13 protein-coding genes are annotated in these 16889 nt (G+C 73.6%); 10 read left to right on the forward strand and 3 right to left on the reverse strand.

The genetic code is table 11. The features are described from left to right. Positions 1–222 (forward strand): IS30 family transposase (locus A3IC_RS52725; protein ID WP_020548772.1); only part of this gene is annotated, 222 nt, incomplete at its 5' end. A 178-nt stretch (positions 223–400) separates the two neighbouring features. Here the strand turns inward: A3IC_RS52725 and A3IC_RS0105665 are convergent. The 3 genes from A3IC_RS0105665 to A3IC_RS0105675 all read right to left on the reverse strand — a co-directional run bounded on the left by A3IC_RS0105665 (position 401) and on the right by A3IC_RS0105675 (position 3256). Continuing rightward, entirely contained in the window at positions 401–1552 is a 1152-nt protein-coding gene (locus tag A3IC_RS0105665; protein WP_020549093.1) for a bifunctional RNase H/acid phosphatase, read from the reverse strand. Next, positions 1549–2292 carry a zinc ribbon domain-containing protein gene (locus tag A3IC_RS69970; RefSeq protein ID WP_026217924.1) on the reverse strand — a complete coding sequence of 248 codons (744 nt, stop codon included), beginning with the start codon at positions 2290–2292 and terminating at the stop codon, positions 1549–1551. The genes A3IC_RS0105665 and A3IC_RS69970 overlap by 4 nt, the downstream gene beginning before the upstream one ends. 136 nt (positions 2293–2428) lie before the next feature. Further along, a complete protein-coding gene (locus tag A3IC_RS0105675; RefSeq protein ID WP_020549095.1) occupies positions 2429–3256 on the reverse strand; it encodes a Nif3-like dinuclear metal center hexameric protein in 828 nt (275 codons plus the stop codon). 167 nt (positions 3257–3423) lie between these two features. Between A3IC_RS0105675 and A3IC_RS61840 the strand changes: the two genes are divergently transcribed. The 9 genes from A3IC_RS61840 to A3IC_RS69975 all read left to right on the forward strand — a co-directional run. Then, complete coding sequence (locus tag A3IC_RS61840) at positions 3424–4734, forward strand: PASTA domain-containing protein (RefSeq protein WP_026217925.1); 1311 nt, start codon at positions 3424–3426, stop codon at positions 4732–4734. Between the two features lie 145 nt (positions 4735–4879). Next, positions 4880–5641 (forward strand): SDR family NAD(P)-dependent oxidoreductase, encoded by a 762-nt coding sequence (locus A3IC_RS0105685; protein ID WP_026217926.1) that lies wholly within the window; start codon positions 4880–4882, stop codon positions 5639–5641. An 86-nt stretch (positions 5642–5727) separates the two neighbouring features. Continuing rightward, entirely contained in the window at positions 5728–6990 is a 1263-nt protein-coding gene (locus tag A3IC_RS52735; RefSeq protein WP_020549097.1) for a sensor histidine kinase, read from the forward strand. After that, a complete protein-coding gene (locus A3IC_RS0105695) occupies positions 6987–7658 on the forward strand; it encodes a response regulator (protein WP_020549098.1) in 672 nt (223 codons plus the stop codon). The genes A3IC_RS52735 and A3IC_RS0105695 overlap by 4 nt, the downstream gene beginning before the upstream one ends. Before the next feature lie 339 nt (positions 7659–7997). Further along, a complete protein-coding gene (locus A3IC_RS72400; RefSeq protein ID WP_020549099.1) occupies positions 7998–11213 on the forward strand; it encodes a class III lanthionine synthetase LanKC N-terminal domain-containing protein in 3216 nt (1071 codons plus the stop codon). Then, positions 11210–13036 (forward strand): alpha/beta hydrolase family protein, encoded by a 1827-nt coding sequence (locus A3IC_RS61850; protein ID WP_086018404.1) that lies wholly within the window; start codon positions 11210–11212, stop codon positions 13034–13036. The genes A3IC_RS72400 and A3IC_RS61850 overlap by 4 nt, the downstream gene beginning before the upstream one ends. Before the next feature lie 79 nt (positions 13037–13115). Further along, entirely contained in the window at positions 13116–13253 is a 138-nt protein-coding gene (locus A3IC_RS68350; RefSeq protein ID WP_020549100.1) for a VenA family class IV lanthipeptide, read from the forward strand. 405 nt (positions 13254–13658) lie between these two features. Next, complete coding sequence (locus A3IC_RS52755; protein WP_020549102.1) at positions 13659–15455, forward strand: ATP-binding cassette domain-containing protein; 1797 nt, start codon at positions 13659–13661, stop codon at positions 15453–15455. 1240 nt (positions 15456–16695) lie between these two features. After that, positions 16696–16889, forward strand: a 194-nt coding sequence (locus A3IC_RS69975) for a hypothetical protein (RefSeq protein WP_205354497.1), incomplete at its 3' end; no start/stop codon positions are given.

The raw sequence follows: 16889 nt of genomic DNA on the forward strand, positions 1-16889 counted from the left end.
GGCATCCCGGTCTACTTCTGCAACCCGGGGAGTCCTTGGCAACGAGGCTCCAACGAGAACACCAACGGCCTGCTCCGGCAGTACTTCCCCAAGGGGACCGACCTGTCCGCCCACACCCGGGAACACCTCGACGCCGTCGCCGCCGAACTCAACGGCCGACCACGCAAAACGCTCGACTGGGCAACCCCAGCCGAGCGCCTGCATAAACTACTCGCGGCCTGAAAAACCAACCACGTGTTGCGACGACCCCTGGAATCTGCCCGGGCGGCTCGGGGCTTTCGGAAGTTTGGTCCTCCGCGTGGTCCGCCCGGATTCCTACTGGCGGGCACGCTGAAGGCACTGCCGACTATGACACATCACGGCGGCGGGGTCAAACTTTTGTTCGATCGTGCCGTCCGGGTCAGGCTCCGCGCAGGTGTGCCGTCTCGTTGAACACCCGCAGCGACGCGTTGCCGTCCGACCACCACTGGACCGCGCTGATCGCCGCCGCCGACAGTTCCATCCGGAACATCGACTCCGGCGGCGCGCCGAGCGCGATCCGCACGAGCGTCTTGATCGGCGTCACGTGGGTGACCACCAGGACGGTCTTGCCGGGGTGTCGCGCGATGGTCTTGTCCCGGGCCACCTCGACCCGACGGGCCACCTCGGTGAAGCTCTCGCCGCCGGGCGGCGCCGCGTCCGCGGAGGTCAGCCACGCGTCCAGGGCGTCCGGGGTCTGCTCGCGCGCCTCGGCGAAGGTCAGCCCCTCCCAGGCGCCGAAGTCGGTCTCGCGGAAGCCGGGTTCCTCGCGCACCTTGAGGCCGAGCCGTTGCGCGACCGCCTCCGCGGTCTGCCGGCAGCGGCCCAGCGGCGAGGACACGATCGCCTCGATCGTGTTGCGCTCGGCGAACGCCTCGGCCGCCCGCGCGGCCTGCCATCGGCCACGCTCGGACAGGTCCGGGTCGGCGCCGGTGCCGGAGAAGCGCTTTTGCGGGGTGAGCACCGTCTCGCCGTGCCGCAGCAGGACCAGTGTGGTCGGGCGACCCAGGTCCGGGCCCCAGCCGGGGGCGGTCGGGCGGACCTTGGTGGTGACCGGCTCCTGCGCGACCGCCTCCGCGGCCTTGGGGGTCGCGAACGCGGTGGACTCCTGCGGGGTCCACGACCGGCCCTTGGCCGCCGCGTCCATCGCCTCGTTGGCCAGCCGGTCGGCGTGCTTGTTCTGCTCGCGCGGGATCCAGGTGTAGGTGACCTGCCCGGGCGGATGGATGCCCCGGGCCTTGGTCGCCAGGTCGCGCATGTCGGCGTGCTTGATCTTCCAGCGCCCCGACATCTGCTCGACCACGAGCTTGGAGTCGGCCCGCACCTCGACGGTCGCGCTCGGGTCGATCGTGTGCGCCGCGGTCAGGCCCGCGATCAGGCCGCGGTACTCGGCCACGTTGTTGGTGGCCACACCGATCGCCTCGGCCACCTCGTGCAGCACCTCGCCGGTCTCGGCGTCGCGCACCAGTGCACCGTAGGCCGCCGGGCCCGGGTTGCCCCGGGAGCCGCCGTCGGCCTCGACGACGAGCCTCACAGGCCCGACTCTGCCGTGCGGACGAGGATGCGCCGGCAGTTCTCGCAGCGCACGATCGCGTCCGGCGCGGCCGCGCGGATCGCGCCGAGGTCGGTGATCCCCAGCTCCAGCCGGCAACCCTCGCAACGACGCTGGAACAGCGGCGCCACGGCCACGCCGTGCGACTGCTCGCGGATCTTCTCGTACAGCTTGATCAGGTCGGCCGGGACCGCCGCGGCGATCACCGCGCGCTGCTTGGTGGTGGCGGCCACCTCGGTGTCGATCTCCGCCTCGGCGGCGGCCCGCCGGGACTCGGCGGCGTCGCGCGCGCTCTGCGCCTCGTCCCGCTCGGCGACCAGCTTGGTCAGCCGGCCCTGGATGTCCTCGCGGCGTTCCATCACCTCCAGGACGACCTCTTCGAGGTCACCCTGGCGCTTGGCGAGCGAGGCCACCTCGCGCTGGAGGTTCTCCAGGTCCTTGGGCGAGGTGACGTGGCCCGAGTCCAGGCGCTGCTGGTCGCGTTCGGCGCGCTTGCGGACCTGGTCGACGTCCTGTTCGGCCTTGGTCTGGTCGCGAGCCGCGTCGCTCTCCTCGGTCTCGCCCGCGACCACCAGGTCGCGCAACCGGGCGAGCCGGGAGCCGAGGCGGTCGATCTCCTCGTTCTCCGGCAGCGTGCGCTTCCTGTGGGCGAGCAGATCGATTCGCGAGTCGAGGGCCTGGAGGTCGAGCAGGCGGAGCTGGTCGGCGGGCGCGGCGTTCAGCGGGGGCTCCTTGGATGCGGCTCGGGTGGGCGGGAGATTGCTTCCCACCCGCCCACCCGGTGCGTTTTCGGTGGGTGGGTTCGGGTTCTGCGGGCGACTGGTGGGCCGGTCGGACCTCGTGCCCCCGTCGCGGTGCTCAGGGGTGCGGGGTGTGGAACGTCCATGGGTCCGTGACTAGTTCCGACACGTGGGTTTCCACCGTAGTACCGGTTGCGGCCAGCGCACGGGTGAGTTCGTCGGCCGCGTACGCCAGCCACGGCCACTCGGTGGCCCAGTGTGGGGCATCGAGCAGCGCGGGGCCGCCGTGTTCCAGCGCTTCCGACGCGGGGTGATGGCGCAGGTCGGCGGTGACGTAGAGGTCGGCACCGCTGCGGCGGACCGCGTCGAACAGGCTGTCGCCCGCGCCGCCGCACACCGCCACGGTACGCACCGGGCGGTCCGGGTCGCCGGCCACCCGCAGACCGGTCGCGGTGCGCGGGAGCGCGCGGGCGGCCCGGGCGGCGAACGCGGCGAGCGTTTCGGGGACGGCCAACTCGCCGATCCGGCCGATCCCCCGACACTCGCTCGGGTCGGCCGGAGCCGGGTCGAGCGGCGCGGTCACGGTCAGCCCGAGGGCGGCGGCGAGCGCGTCCGAGACGCCGGGGGCCGCCGAGTCGGCGTTGGTGTGCGCGACGTGCAGGGCGCAGCCGCCGGTGATCAGGGTGTGGACGACGCGCCCCTTGAAGCCGGTCGCGGCGACCGAGTGCACCCCGCGCAGGAACAGCGGGTGGTGGGTGACCAGGAGGTCGGCGCCGCGGGCGAGCGCCTCGTCGGCGACCGCTTGCGTCGGGTCCACGGCGAACATCACCGAGCGCACCTCGGCGTCCGGGTCGCCGCAGACCAGCCCGACCGCGTCCCAGGATTCGGCCCAACCGGGGTGGTAGATCCGTTCGAGGGCGCTGACGACGTCGGAGAGCTTGGGCACGAAGGGAGGTTACCTCTCCGAGTCGCCACCCCGGATTCGGGCATCCCGGACGGGTGGTGACACAGTGCACCGCAGCGCCCTCGGATTGTGTGAAGTCGATCCCATCCGAAGCGTTTGTGCGGTAGGCAGGCTCGCACTGTCGTACGACGACGAGGGGGACGACGACGATGGTGCACTGTCTGCTGTGCGGTACGCCCTATCTGGAGACCGACGCGTACTGCCCGGGCGAACAATGCGGCACCGACCTGCACGGGCAGCGCATGGGCGATCCGGAGTGCGCGGTGCAGGCATGGTGCGAGCCTCGTCGAAGCACCGCGGCTCCCGGCGAGACGGTGATGGTGACGCTGACCCTGCGCAACGCGGGCAGCGCGCCGGACCGCTACGACGACGAACTGCCCCGGGACGCCGGCCGGCGGATCGGTCTGGACCGGCCCGGCCCGCCCGACGTGTATCCGGGCGAGACGCGGGTGTGGACGATCGTCTACACGGTGCCCCCGGACATCGCGGACCAGGTCCCGCCCAGCGGGCTGTTCGGGCTCGGCGAAGTGGGCGCGGGCAGCGGGGGCAGCGCCTTCGAGGAGGCGTCCCGGGTGGTCGAGGAGAGCGACGTCCCGATACGGGTGGTCTCCGCCCGGGACATGCGGGTCGCGGCGTGCGCGCCGTTTTCGATCCGGGTGGTGTCCACGGACCTCGACGACGCCGGCGGGCGGGCGGGCGGCGTGCCGGCGAATCCGTATCCCGACGATCGGCAGCGCCGCGACGGCAAGCGCCGGAGCAGGGTCGTCGCCGCCGTGCTCGCGACGGTGGCCGCGATCGTGGTGGCGGTGCTGGTCGGCATGGCGATGGCGGGTTCGGACGGCACCAGGCCGGCCGCCAGGAGCGTTGCGACCGGGGCCGGTCCGTCCGCGACCGAAACGAGGTCGGCCGCCGTGCCGACCACCGAGGCGCCGGTGACCAGCACGCCGGATCCGTCCGACTCGGCCTCGCCGAGCACGAGTACGAGCGCGCCGGGGAAGTTGACCGTGCCGAACGTGGTCGGGATGACCGAGGCGCAGGGCGTCGCACTGCTGCGTGAGAAGGGCTTCCGCGGCACGGTCAGGGGCGGCGGCGGCACCATCGCCTCCACCGACCCGGCGGCCGGGCGGAAGGTGGACCGGGACAAGGCGGAGATCGTCGTGGTGATGTCGGGGGTCAGGACGACACCGCCGGTCACCCGGCCGTCGACCTCGCCGCCGCCCACCGACCCGGGTTCGCCCTCCCCGACCGCGACGACCACGGTTCCACCGCTGGCCGGGCTGACCGTCGCCGATGCCGGCACGGCGTTGAGGAATGCCCGGCTGAACATCGCACTGCCCTCCGGAGCCTCCCGGAACGACGTGGTCTCCGGCTCCGACCCGAACTCGGGTGACGTGGTGCCGGTCGGGACGACCGTGACGGTGAGTGTGACGGCGCCCACGACCGGAGCGGGGCGCAACTGACGCCTCATCACCTGTGACGTCGAGCGCGGCGACGCACGCCTTTGAGGCCGGGCGAAACTGACGCCTCATCAGATCCCCTGGTCGACTCCCCTCCCCATGCAATAGCTTGCCTCAGTCAAGAACAGGCGAGGGGAGAACGCTCATGCTGGACCTCACAGGCGCGTCCGCGGTCGTCACCGGCGGGGCCTCCGGGCTCGGCGAGGCCACCGCGCGCCGGCTCGCGGCCGGCGGCACCTCCGTGGTGATCGCGGACAAGAACGAGGAGCGCGGCAAGGCCGTCGCCGCCGAGATCGGCGCCGCCTTCGTCGCCACCGACGTCACGAACGAGGAGCAGGTCCAGGCCGCGGTGGACGCGGCGGTCGCGCTCGCGCCGCTGCGCGCGCTGGTCTCCTGCGCCGGCACCGGGATGGGCGCCCGTACGGTGGCCCGGGACGGCTCGCCGCACCCGCTCGCCTCCTTCGAGTTCATCGTGCGACTCAACCTGATCGGCACCTTCAACGCGATCCGACTGGCCGCCGCCGCGATGGCCTCGGCCCCGCCGCAGGCCGACGGCGAGCGCGGCGCGATCGTGTGCACCGCGTCGGTGGCCGCCTTCGACGGACAGATCGGCCAGGCCGCCTACGGTGCGTCCAAGGCCGGCGTGGCCGGCATGACGCTGCCCGTCGCGCGCGACCTGTCGGCGATCGGCGTGCGGGTCAACACCATCGCGCCGGGCACCATGGACACCGCGCTGTTCGCCGCCGCGCCGCAGGCGGTCAAGGACACCCTCGGACAGCAGGTGCTCTTCCCCAAGCGCATGGGCGTGCCGGACGAATTCGCCTCGCTCGCGTACGAACTGCTCACGAACAGTTACCTCAACGCCGAGGTGATCCGGCTCGACGGCGGGATTCGCTTTCAGCCGAAGTAGCGGGAACCGTCGCGAATCAGGACGATCGTCGCGTCGTTCGGTGCCGACGGTCGGCGGGGCCGCCCCAATGATGTTGGGATGGGGGCGTGAGCGATCCGACCTCCGCCTGGCAGCGTCCCCTGCCCTTTCGTCTACCCGGCCTCGCGCCGCCGATCCGCCGCGACTGTGCGATCGGCGGCGTGGTGCTCGCGGGCGCGCTCGTCCTGCTCGCCACCCACTCCTATGTGATCTGGAGCGTGTGGAACCCGAGCGTGTGGCTGCGCCTGCCGCCACTGCTGCTGCTGGTCGTCGCCGAGTGCCATCGCAGCACGTCACCGCGCTTCGCCGTGTTCCTGGCCATCGCCTGCGAAAGCGTGGACATCGCACTCGGGCCCTCCATCGGCGGCCTGGTCATGTGGTCCGACGTGCTCTACGCGGCATGCGTGTACGGCACTTCGCGGCTGGCGTTTCGCCTGCTGTACGGCAACGTGGCGGCGCTGGTCGTGGGTGCGGGCACGGTCTGGGCGGTGACCCGTGAGTTCCGTGTGTTCGTCCTGTCGATCTTCTACATCGGTCTGGTCGGTGTCTCCCCCGTGCTCACCGGCTTCTCGGTGCGCGAGCACCGGGAGAAGGCCGAGGTGGAACGGTTGCGCGCGACCCAGACGGCGCGCCTGGCCGAACTCGACCACCAGGCCGCGGTGGTCGCCGAACGCGCCCGGATGGCACGCGAGTTGCACGACGTGATCGCCAACCACCTGAGCGCGGTGGCGGTCCAGTCCACCGCCGCGCTGTCGGTGAAGAGTTTGGACGAGGCTCGATTGCGCGAGACGCTGGAGGTGATCCGGGAAAGCAGCCTGCAGGGGCTCACCGAGATGCGCCGGATGATCGGCCTGCTGCGCTCGGAGAACACGCCCGAGGAACCGGTGTCGGTGCCCCGCCTGGCGGAGACCGACCGCCTCGTCGAGCACGTGCGCCGAGCCGGGCTGATCGTCGACATCGAGGTCACCGGGGTGGTGCGGGAGTTGCCCACACCCGTCGACCTGGCCGCCTACCGGGTGGTCCAGGAAACGCTGACCAACGCGCTCAAGCACGCCACGCCACAGGAGTTGCGGATGGTCTTCGCCTATCGCACCGATGATGTGGTGATCACCGGCGTCAACGGGATCGATCCCGAGCACGTCACCCGGCTGCCCGGGGCCCGCGCGGGCCTGGTGGGCATGTCGGAGCGCGTGTCGCTGCTCGGCGGCGTGTTCGAGGCGGGCCCGCGCGAGGGCCGGTGGCACGTACGGGCCGAACTCCCGTGCGGCGACGATGTGGTGCGAGGTGCCGAAAACAATGCCTCGACGGGGCCGAAGGGTGGGACCGGGTGAGCGACGTCGAGACGTTGCGGGTGCTGGTTGCCGAGGATCAGGCGGCGGTCCGGGCGGGCCTGGTGCTGATCCTGGACGCGGCGCCGGGCATCGAGGTGGTGGGCGAGGCCGCCGACGGTGAGGCCGCGGTCGAGCTGGCCCGGTCGTTGCGCCCGGACGTGGTGCTGATGGACGTGCGGATGCCGCGGCTGGACGGGATCAGTGCCACGCGTGAGCTGACCGCGGAGGGCCTCGACGTCCTGGTGCTGACCACCTTCGACCTGGACGAGTACGTGTTCGGCGCGCTGCGCGCGGGCGCGGCCGGCTTCCTGCTCAAGACGGTGGACGCCGAACGCCTGGTCGAGGCCGTCCGGTTGGTCGCGCGCGGCGACGGCTTCGTCGCGCCGGAGGTCACCCGCCGGTTGATCCACGCGTTCGCGAGCCCGCCCCGGTCGGGGCCCGCGGACGGACCCGAGGTGGGCGCACAGGCGCTCGCGTCGCTCACACCGCGCGAGGGCGACGTGCTCGCGTGCCTGGGCCGGGGCATGTCGAACCAACGCATCGCCGAGCACCTGGACATGGCCGAGGCCACCGCGAAGACCCACGTGAGCCGGATCCTCACCAAGCTGGGTCTGCGCAGCCGGGTCCAAGCCGCGATTCTGGCCCAGCAGCGCGGAATCGGCGAGTAACCCGATCAGCCCATCCCCAGCCGCATGGTTGTCTCCATGTCCTCGCGTTGACCTGCACGAATACCGGTGGTTCGGAAATATGCAGATCAACTGACCAACCAGCCTTCAATACGGGTCACTTCACTCGAAGGGGTGAAGGCTGTCGCAACTCGTTGAGGTGGCCCGAACGCGCTGCGTACGGTCATGCCGTCCCGTCGGGGGGAGCGATCCGAGGCGGGGCGGCCACGTCGGCGACCGGATCACCCGGTCGCTCGACAACCGTTTCCGGGCATCGGTCGACGAGCGCGACACATCTCGTCGACCGGGGCGCGAGGGCACAGTCGAGGGGGAAGTCCAGGGATGGCTACGACGACGCGTGGGCACCGTGCGGAGCGCACCGGCGGCCACGGCGCGCCGGGGACGAACCTGGTCGACCGCGTCCGTGCCGCGCTCGATCGCGCTGCGGTCGGTGCCCGGGAACAGGATCACCGGGAGCAGGATCACGACGGGCGGGGCGCGCGGCGGGCGGATGCCGCCGGCGTGTTGGGTGGGTCCGGTGCGTTGGGTGGGTCCGGTTCACCCGGTTCGTCCGGTGCGATGGGTACGTCGAGTGCGTCGAGTGCGTCCGGCGGCGCGTCAGGTGCGTCAGGTGCGGACGCCGAGTGGGACGTGCGTTCGGACGACTTCTGGTGCACCGTACGACCGCCCGGCCACGCGGCCCGGGCCCAAGGCTGGAAGATCCACGTCAGCGCGCGGACCGGGGACGCCCCGCACGTGCTCGGCCGGGTCTGCGACGTGCTGTTGCCGCGCCGCGTGGCGTTCAAGTTCGCCGGCGACCTGGAGCGGTTGCGGATGCTCAACTCCCGCGAGGCCGACCGGGCCTCGGCGGGCAAGTTCATCACGGTCTACCCGAACGACGACGAGCAGTTCATGGAGTTGGTGGACGCGCTCGACGAGGTGACGCGCGAACTCACCGGGCCGGGCATCCTCTCCGACCGGCCGTGCCGACCGGGCAGCGTCGTGCACTACCGCTACGGAGGCTTCGGGCGGCGCGCGGTGCTCGGCAACGACGGCGGCTACCGCGCGGTACTCACCGACCCCGACGGGCTGGCGGTGGACGACGCCCGGGAGGCATGGTTCACCCCGCCGGCGTGGGCGCCCGATCCGCTGGCCGAGCGGGCCCGTTCGACGCACCCCGCCAGGCCCGCCGCGTCCTCGACGCCGGGCGTGCTGATCGCGGGTCGGTTCGCGGTCACCTCGGCGCTGCGGCACTCGGCCAAGGGCGGTGTGTTCCTGGGCCGCGACACCACCGACGACACCGCCGTCGTGGTCAAGCAGGCCCGCGCGCACATCGAGGTGGACCGCTCCGGGCGGGACGCGTGCGCCGCGCTGCGGCACGAGGCGGTGGTGATGCGGCGACTCGCGCACACCGGCCTGACCCCTCGGCACGTCGCGCTGGTCGAGGAGGCCGAGACGGTCTTCCTGGCCCAGGAGCGAGTGCCGGGCGAGCCGCTGCGCGCCTGGGTCGGCCGGCACGCGCAGGCCCCGGACGTGCCGTGGGCCCTGGCCCGACCCGTCGTCCGGGAACTGATCCGCGTGGTCGAGACCGTGCACGGCGAGAACCTGGTGATCCGCGACCTGTCGCCGACGAACGTGCTGGTCGCGTCGGACCACTCGGTGCGCCTGGTGGACCTGGAACTGGCCGCCGAGATCGGCTCCCTGGCCGGCGCGGCCGGCACGCCCGGATATCGGGCACCGGAGCAGCGCCCGACCGCGGACGGCGGGCACCTCGTACACCCGACCGCCGACCTGTACAGCCTGGGCGGACTGTTCTTCCTGCTGGCCACCGGCGCCGACCCGGCGCTGCCCGAGGACGTCAGCGCGAGCCGCGGCACCGTGGAACGCCTGGGCGCGTGGCTGGCGTCGGCCGCCCGACACGGCGAGACCGCACGACGCCTCGCGCCGGCGATCCGCGGCCTGTGGCAGGAGGATCCGACGGCACGCTGGTCGCTGGAACGGGTGCGCGGGTTCGTCGTGGGGGCGACCGACGGGGGACCTGGTGCGGTGGGGGCCGGGTCGGAACCGGGGTTGGGATCGGGGCCGGGCGGGACCTTGAATGGCGCGGCCGGTGGGGGCGGCGTGATCGCGAACGGCGATGGTGGGGTCGGCGGTGGCGCGGGGGCGGGCTTGGGCCCGGATGCGGGTGCGGGTACCGGCTCCGGTACGGATGCAGGCTCGGGTACCGGTACAGGTACGGGTGCGAGCGCAGGCTCGGGTACAGGTCCGGGCCCGGGGTTCGGAGTGGTCGGGCGGCAGGACGCGCCGGACGGGCCGCGGCCGCATCCGGACACCGAGGGCGACAAGGTGCCGCCGCATCCGCAGCCGCCCGAGGAGGACGTGTTGCTCCTGGACGGGCTCGCGCATCTGGTCGCGACGATGACGCCGGGGCGAGTGGATCGGCTGTGGCCGATGACGGCCGGCGCGGCGGCGATGGATCCGTGCAGCGTGCAGTACGGCGCGGCCGGGGTGCTCGGGGTGCTGGCCCGTGCCGCGCACACCACGACGCTCGAACCGCGGCTGCGCTACACGCTGCATCGCGCGGTGGAGGACGGCGCGGTCTGGCTGCGCGACCGGGCGGCGGCCGAACCGGTGGTGCTGCCCGGCCTGCACTTCGGCCGGTCCGGGACCGCGTGGGCACTGTACGACGCGGCGGCCCTGCTCGGTGACGAGGCACTGGCCGCCTCGGCGATCGAGACGGCGCTTCGCGTACCGATCGTGTGGCCCAATCCGGACGTGTGTCACGGCGCGGCCGGCGCCGGTCTGCTCCAGGTGCGGATGTGGCGGGCCACCGGTGACGAGCGGTTTCGCCAACGCGCGCTCGCCTGCGCCGACGCGCTGTCGGGCGCGGCCCGGCAGGCGGGCGATCTGACCCTGTGGCCGGTCCCGAAGGACTTCGATTCGCGCCTGGCCGGAGCGGCGCACCTGGGCTTCGCGCACGGCGTCGCCGGTGTCGGCGCGTTCCTGCTGGACGCGGCCCTGGCCACCGGGCGTGAGGGCTGCCTGGACGGCGCGCGGGCCGCGGCGCGCACGCTGACCCGGACCGTGCGCACCGACGGCGACACCGCGTGGTGGCCGCAGGGCCCCGGCGATCCGGCGGGCGTACGGCTGGCCCACTGGTGCAGCGGTTCGGCCGGCGTGGGCACCTTCCTGATCCGATTGTGGCAGGCGGACGGCGATCCGCAGCACCGCGAGTTGGCCGAGCAGGCGGGTGCGGCGGTGCACCGCGCCCGCTGGCACTCCGGCACCACCGCGTGCCACGGCCTGGCGGGCAACGGCGAGTTCCTGCTCGATCTGGCCGAGGCGCTGGACGACTCGACCCATCGCGCGCGCGCCGCCGACCTCGCCGAGCAACTGCGCGCCCGGACCGCGCTGATCGACGGCCTGCGGGTGCCCGCCGACGAGAGCGCGATCGGCGTCTCGGCCTCGTACGGCACCGGCACGGCGGGGGTCCTCGGGTTCCTGCTGCGGCTCGGCCACGGCGGCGCTCGGCTCTGGTTGGACGGTGAGGACGCGTGAGTACGAGGGTGACGACGCGGCCGCTGCGGCGGATCAGTTGGTCGTTCGCGGCCGACGGCGGGCAGGCCGCGTGCCTGGCCACCTCCGGTGACGGCACGTGGCGGGTCGAGTCCTGGTCGTTGCGGCCGGGACGGGCCGGTGGCGGGCTGCCGGTGGGCACCGGAGCGCCCGAGCGGCTGCACAGCCAGTTGCTCGCGCTGCCGGACGGCCGGGTGCTGGTTTGCCGACACCAGCCGGGGCGGCACGAGTTGGCCCTGTTGGAGGCCGACGACGCGGGCAGCGAGCGGCACTTGGCCACAGTCCGGCTGCCGGGGCTGCGGTTGTTGCCCTGTCCCGGAACGGACGCGCTCGCGCTCGCGCTCGGGGCGGACACGACACCCTCGACGACGGTGTGGCTGGTTCGCGAGGACGGCCGGTTGGACCCCGCGGCGGAGTTGTCGGGGCTGTACAGCGGCGGGGTCTGGCTTGATCCGGACGGTCGGCGGCTCGCCTTGGACGAGGTGCGGGACGGCCGGGTCAAGACCGTCGCACTCGACTTCGACACCGCCACGGTGCGGCCCTTCCTGGAACTGACCGAGGAGAGCAACGACCGGTTGCTGCTCGCCGATCCGGTCGGCGGCCTGCTGGTGATCGCCAGCGACGCGCCGGGCGCCGACCGGCTCGGCTGGATCCGACTGCCCGCCGATCGCGCGCAGTTGCCCGGTCGGGTGCGTTTTCCCGAAGTGGTGCACCTGCCGGACGCGCAGGTGCGACCGATCGCGATCGCGCCGGACGGCCGTCGGGTCGCACTCCAACTGGACCGCGGGGCGATCTCCCGGCTGGCCGTGTGGGCCCCCGAGGACGGCACGCTGGTGGACGTCGCCACCCCGGACGGTTGTCTGGGCGCGGTCGGCCGGTGGACCGAACAGGGGCTGCGGATCCCGTACTCCGCCCCGAATCGGCCCAGTTGCCTGGCCCGGCTGGACCCGGAGCAGCCCGGGTCGTGGCGCCAGGACGGTGAGCCGGGCCCGTTCATCGGGTTCGACGACGCGACCCGTCCGGTGTGGCAGCCGGCCCACCTGGAGCTGCTGGTCGGCGGTGCCGGGCCGATCGAGTCGATCGTGTACGGCGGTCCGGACTGGCGCGCCGCGCAGCATGTGCTGCTCGCCCTGCACGGCGGTCCGGCGGCGGCTTGGCGGTTCGAGTTCGACCCGCTCCTGCAACGGCTCGCGGCGGCGGGCGTCGCGGTGGTGGCGCCCAATCAACGCGGCAGCACCGGCTACGGCGCGCGCTTCGCCCGCGAGTTGCACGGCGCGTGGGGCGGCCCGGATCTCGCCGACGTGACCGCGATCGGCCGCACCCTGGGCGCCGAGCGGGCCGCGTTCGGGCTCGCCCCGCCCGCCCTGTTCGGAGTCAGCTACGGCGCCTATCTCGCGCTGTTGGCCGCGTCGTTGGCGCCGAACGTGTGGTCGAGGTGTCTGGCCGTGGCGCCGTTCCTGTCCGGGCCGAGGTTGATCGCCGAGGCATCGTTGCCGATCCGCGCGCTGATGACCCGACTCGGTGGCGACACCGAGTACGCCGACGAGCAGGGGCCACGCGACGTGGTCGCGGTGTGCGAACGGATCGCCGTACCACTGCTGTTCGTGCACGGCGACCGGGACGACACGATCCCGGTCGGCCAGTCCAGGACCCTGCGGCACACCCTTCTCGGGCGCGGCCGGGTCGAGGGCACCGATTTTCGCTACCTGGAGCTTCCCGGTCTGGGCCACGAGGTCCTGACCGGGGATGGGGCACCCGATCTCCACTCCCGCCTGACCGATTTCCTGCAAACCGGCCGGGTGTGACCACAGGGGGGAACCGCCCCGCACCATCCGTCGCGGGCAACCGCGCGCGACGGCAGCACCGTCCCGAAGGAGATTCATCATGGAGCACATCGAGACCGACCTCGCGGCCCTGCAGCAGCTCCCCGAGACCGAGTCCGTCGAGCTGGGCGGTCACGGCGGCAACGGGTGCCAGTTCACCTGTCTGCTGGTCACCTGCCTGATCTTCACGATCAGCTAGTTCCGGCGCCGCGCGTCCGGCCGGTCGGCCGGTGTGCGCGTCGACGGGCCGGTGTCCGTCCCGGTGCGCCGCTGTTCGCGGTGGTACACGGGTGACCGACCCGGCAAGCACGAACCCGGGACCGGGAGTTCCTGCCGGAATCAGGAGCTCCCGGTCTCGGGCCGACCCTCAGCATGGCAACCGCACACGGTTTCGGGCAGGCGGCACGCCGCCGGTGCTTCGTTCTCCGTCGGTCGCGGTGCGTTCTTGCTCGCGCTCCGTGACGCTTCGTGCCGCGTCGCGCTGTCTTCGTTCCTCGTGCTTCGTTGTACGTGGCGCCTCCTCCCTCGCATTTCCTTTTCGTACGCAACGGCGCTGTTCGGGCGCCGCCCCGTTCAACGGTCCGCGCATCCGAGGAGTCACGCTGTGGCCGATGTTCCGCTAGCGACGCCGGCCACCCCGAGCCGGGAGGATCGCACCGGCACCGGCCTGCGTGCCGCGTTGCGGACCGCGCCCGGGCCGACCGTCACCCTGGCCCTGGCCGTCCCGGCCGGCTCGATCGCCGCGTTGTTGCTGCCCGCGGCCGTGGCCGGCTCGGTGGACGCGGTGGTGCGTGGCGATTCCGCGTCGGGGCCGACGCTGCGGCTGGTGGCGGTGCTCGTACTGGGGCTGCTCGCCGGTCTGCTGACCGAGGTGGCCGGGCCGGGGCTGGCCGCCGAGTCGACCGCACGGTTGCGTCGACAACTGGCCATGCGGGTCACCGACCTGGGCACCGGAGCGCGGAATCCTTTTGCCGCCGGCGACGTCACCTCCCGGCTGGTCGGCGCGGCGCCGGACGCGGCCGGTCTGGTCCCCGCGCTGCTGGGCACTCTCGGCGCGCTGGTCACCTCGATCGGCGGGATCGTGGCGTTGGCGCTGATCGATCCGTGGCTGGCGGTCGGCTTCCTCGGCGGGCTGCTGCCCGGGCTGCTGGTGGTGCGGCTGTTCATGACCCGCGCGACCGACCTGTTCACCCGCTATCAGGTGGTGCAGAGCGGGCTGGCCGCGCGGCTGGCCGACGCGCTCGCGGGTGCCCGGACGATCCGGGCCTGCGGCACACACGATCGCGAGATCGCCCGGATCCTCGCCCCGCTGCCCGAGTTGTCGGCGGCCGGACACGGCCTGTGGCGGGCCCAACGCAACGCGGTCGCCCAGGTGTTGCTGCTCGCGCCGATGGTCGAGCTGACCGTCCTGTCGACCGCGGGATGGCTGCTCGCGGACGGCCGGATCCCGCCCGGTCGACTGGTCGCGGCGGCCGGGTACGCGGCGCTCGGGCTGGGTTTCCTGGAGCAGGTCGAGGCGCTGGTCGCGGTCGCCCACGCACGAGCCGGGCGGGCCCGGGCGGCGGAGTTGCTCGCGGTCGAGCCCGCCGGGTACGGGACGGCGCGCACGCTGCCGCCGGGGCGCGGCGAGTTGACCTTCCGGGGGGTGTGCGTACGGGTGCCGGAGTCCGGTGCCGATGCGCACCGGGTGCTGCTGGACGGGATCGACCTGACGGTGCCCGCGGGCACGTGCGTGGCGCTGGTCGGCGCCTCCGGTTCGGGCAAGTCGACGCTGGCCGCGCTGGCCGGGAGGTTGCGCGAGCCGGACGAGGGCGAGGTGCTCCTGGACGGCCTGCCGGTGACCCGGTTGGCGCGCGGCGAGTTGCGGCGCGGGGTCGCCTACGCGTTTCCGCGGCCGGTCCTGGTGGGCGCGGACCTGGCGGAGGCACTCGCGTACGGGCGGCCCGGCGCAAGTGCGCAGACGGTGACCCGGGCGGCCGAGATGGCGTTCGCGGACGACTTCGTGCGCCGGTTGCCGGCCGGCTACGCGACCCGTACCGAGGGCCTCGCGTTGTCCGGGGGCGAGGTGCAACGACTGGGCTTGGCAAGGGCGTTGGTCCAGGATGCGCGGGTGCTGGTGCTGGACGACGCGACCAGCGGGCTGGACACGGTCACCGAGCACCGCATCCACGAGGCATTCCGCACCGGCCTCGCGGGCCGCACCCGCTTGGTCGTCGCCCACCGCGCGGCCGCGGCGGCCGACGCGGACTCCGTGGTCTGGCTGGACGCCGGCCGCATCAAGGCGATCGGCACCCACGCGGACCTGTGGAGCGACCCGGCTTACCGCGCGGTGTTCACCGCCAACAACCCACCTGCGGGCGCGGGCACGGGCGCTGGAGCGGGAGCGGGAGCGGAGCGATGAGGGACGCGGCGGCATGAACGAACCGGTCGGCGAGCCAACGGCCGGCGACACGACATGGGGCACCTCACGCACACCGTCACCGCGCGAGGTGGCGGGAGGCGCGGCCGCGCGCGATGGCGGTGACGTGGCGCGGGACACCTCGGCCGAGCAGTCGACGGGGCACGCGACGGCGGGAGGAGCCGCTGCGCACGACACCGGTGGCGGGGCGCGGGAGGTATCGGCCGAGCAGTCGACGGGGCACGCGACGGCGGGAGGGGAGGCTGCGGGCGGCACCGGTGGCGTGGCACCGGACGCCTCGGCCGGACGGCCGACGAGGCGCGTGACCGCGGGTGAGGACGTCGGGCGCGGTGCGGGCGACGTGACGCGGGGTGCTCCGGCCGAGCAGCCCACGAGGCACACGACAGCGGGACGGGACGCCGCGCGGGCGGTCCCGGGCGAGCGGCCGGAAGACACGGCGGCGGCGGAAGAAGGAGCCGCGCCGGCGGATGCCTCAACGGCGGCCGAGGGGCCGGGATCGGGCGGGGACGCGGGAGTTCGTGCGGCCGAGCGGTCGGGGCGGGCTTCGGTGGAGGGTCGTACCGGCGAGTGGGCCTGGTGCTCGGCGGTGTCCGTACACGCGACGCACGCGCCGTTCCCGTGGGTGGGGCAACCGCCGCGGAGCACCGCCACGGACAGGACGCAGCCCGGCGACCCGGCCGGGATCGAAGGGGGAGGCCGGATGAGCGACCACGGACCACGGGACCCGTCCCGCGCGGACCGAGCACACGACGAGGGTGCGTCCGGCACGGACCGCGAGCGGGCCCACCCGGACGCGGATGACGCTGCACCGGCCGCGACGCCCCCTCGGAACGGACGAGGGTGGCGGCCCCGGAACGCGTGGCGGCGGAGCAGCCGACGGCGCGCGACGTGGGCGGCCACGGACCCGGAGGTGGGCGGGGATTCGACCTGGGGCCCGGAGGACGAGGCCGCAGCCGTCGCGGCCGCCGGCAGAGGCGGCCGGCGGCAGGTGGTCCGGGCCGGCTCGAACCCGGAGGCGGGTCGGGATTCGGCGTGTGGACCCGAGGACGAGGCCACAACCATCGCGGCCCCCGCCGGACGCGGCGGCCGGCGCGTGGTCTGGGCCGGCTCGGACGTGGAGGCGAGCGGGGGCTCCCCAGGCGCCCTGGAGGGTGTGGGTGACGCGGCTGGGGCTCCCCGGCGAAGCGCCCGGCGTCGAGTGCTTTGGGTGGGGGGTGACGCGATGGCGGGCGGGGACTTGCCGCGCGCCGACGAGGGCAAGGACGGTACGTCGGCGAGCGGGCGACGTCGGGCTGATCCGGCTCGCTTCGGTACACGGGCGGCGTCTGCTCCCGCCGAAGGCGCGGCGGAGGGGTCGCCCGCCGAGACACCCGTGGGCGATCCGGATCGGTTCGAGATGGCCTCGGCGATGCCGCC

The organism is Embleya scabrispora DSM 41855, from assembly GCF_000372745.1.
In the GTDB taxonomy this organism is placed as follows: Bacteria; Actinomycetota; Actinomycetes; order Streptomycetales; family Streptomycetaceae; genus Embleya; species Embleya scabrispora.

Excerpts from the sequence above, each read along its gene's own strand:
- A3IC_RS61840 (WP_026217925.1), top strand. The coding sequence starts at position 3,424 with ATGGTGCACTGTCTGCTGTGCGGTACGCCCTATCTGGAGACCGACGCG.
- A3IC_RS72400 (WP_020549099.1), top strand. The coding sequence starts at position 7,998 with ATGGCTACGACGACGCGTGGGCACCGTGCGGAGCGCACCGGCGGCCAC.
- A3IC_RS68350 (WP_020549100.1), top strand. The coding sequence starts at position 13,116 with ATGGAGCACATCGAGACCGACCTCGCGGCCCTGCAGCAGCTCCCCGAG.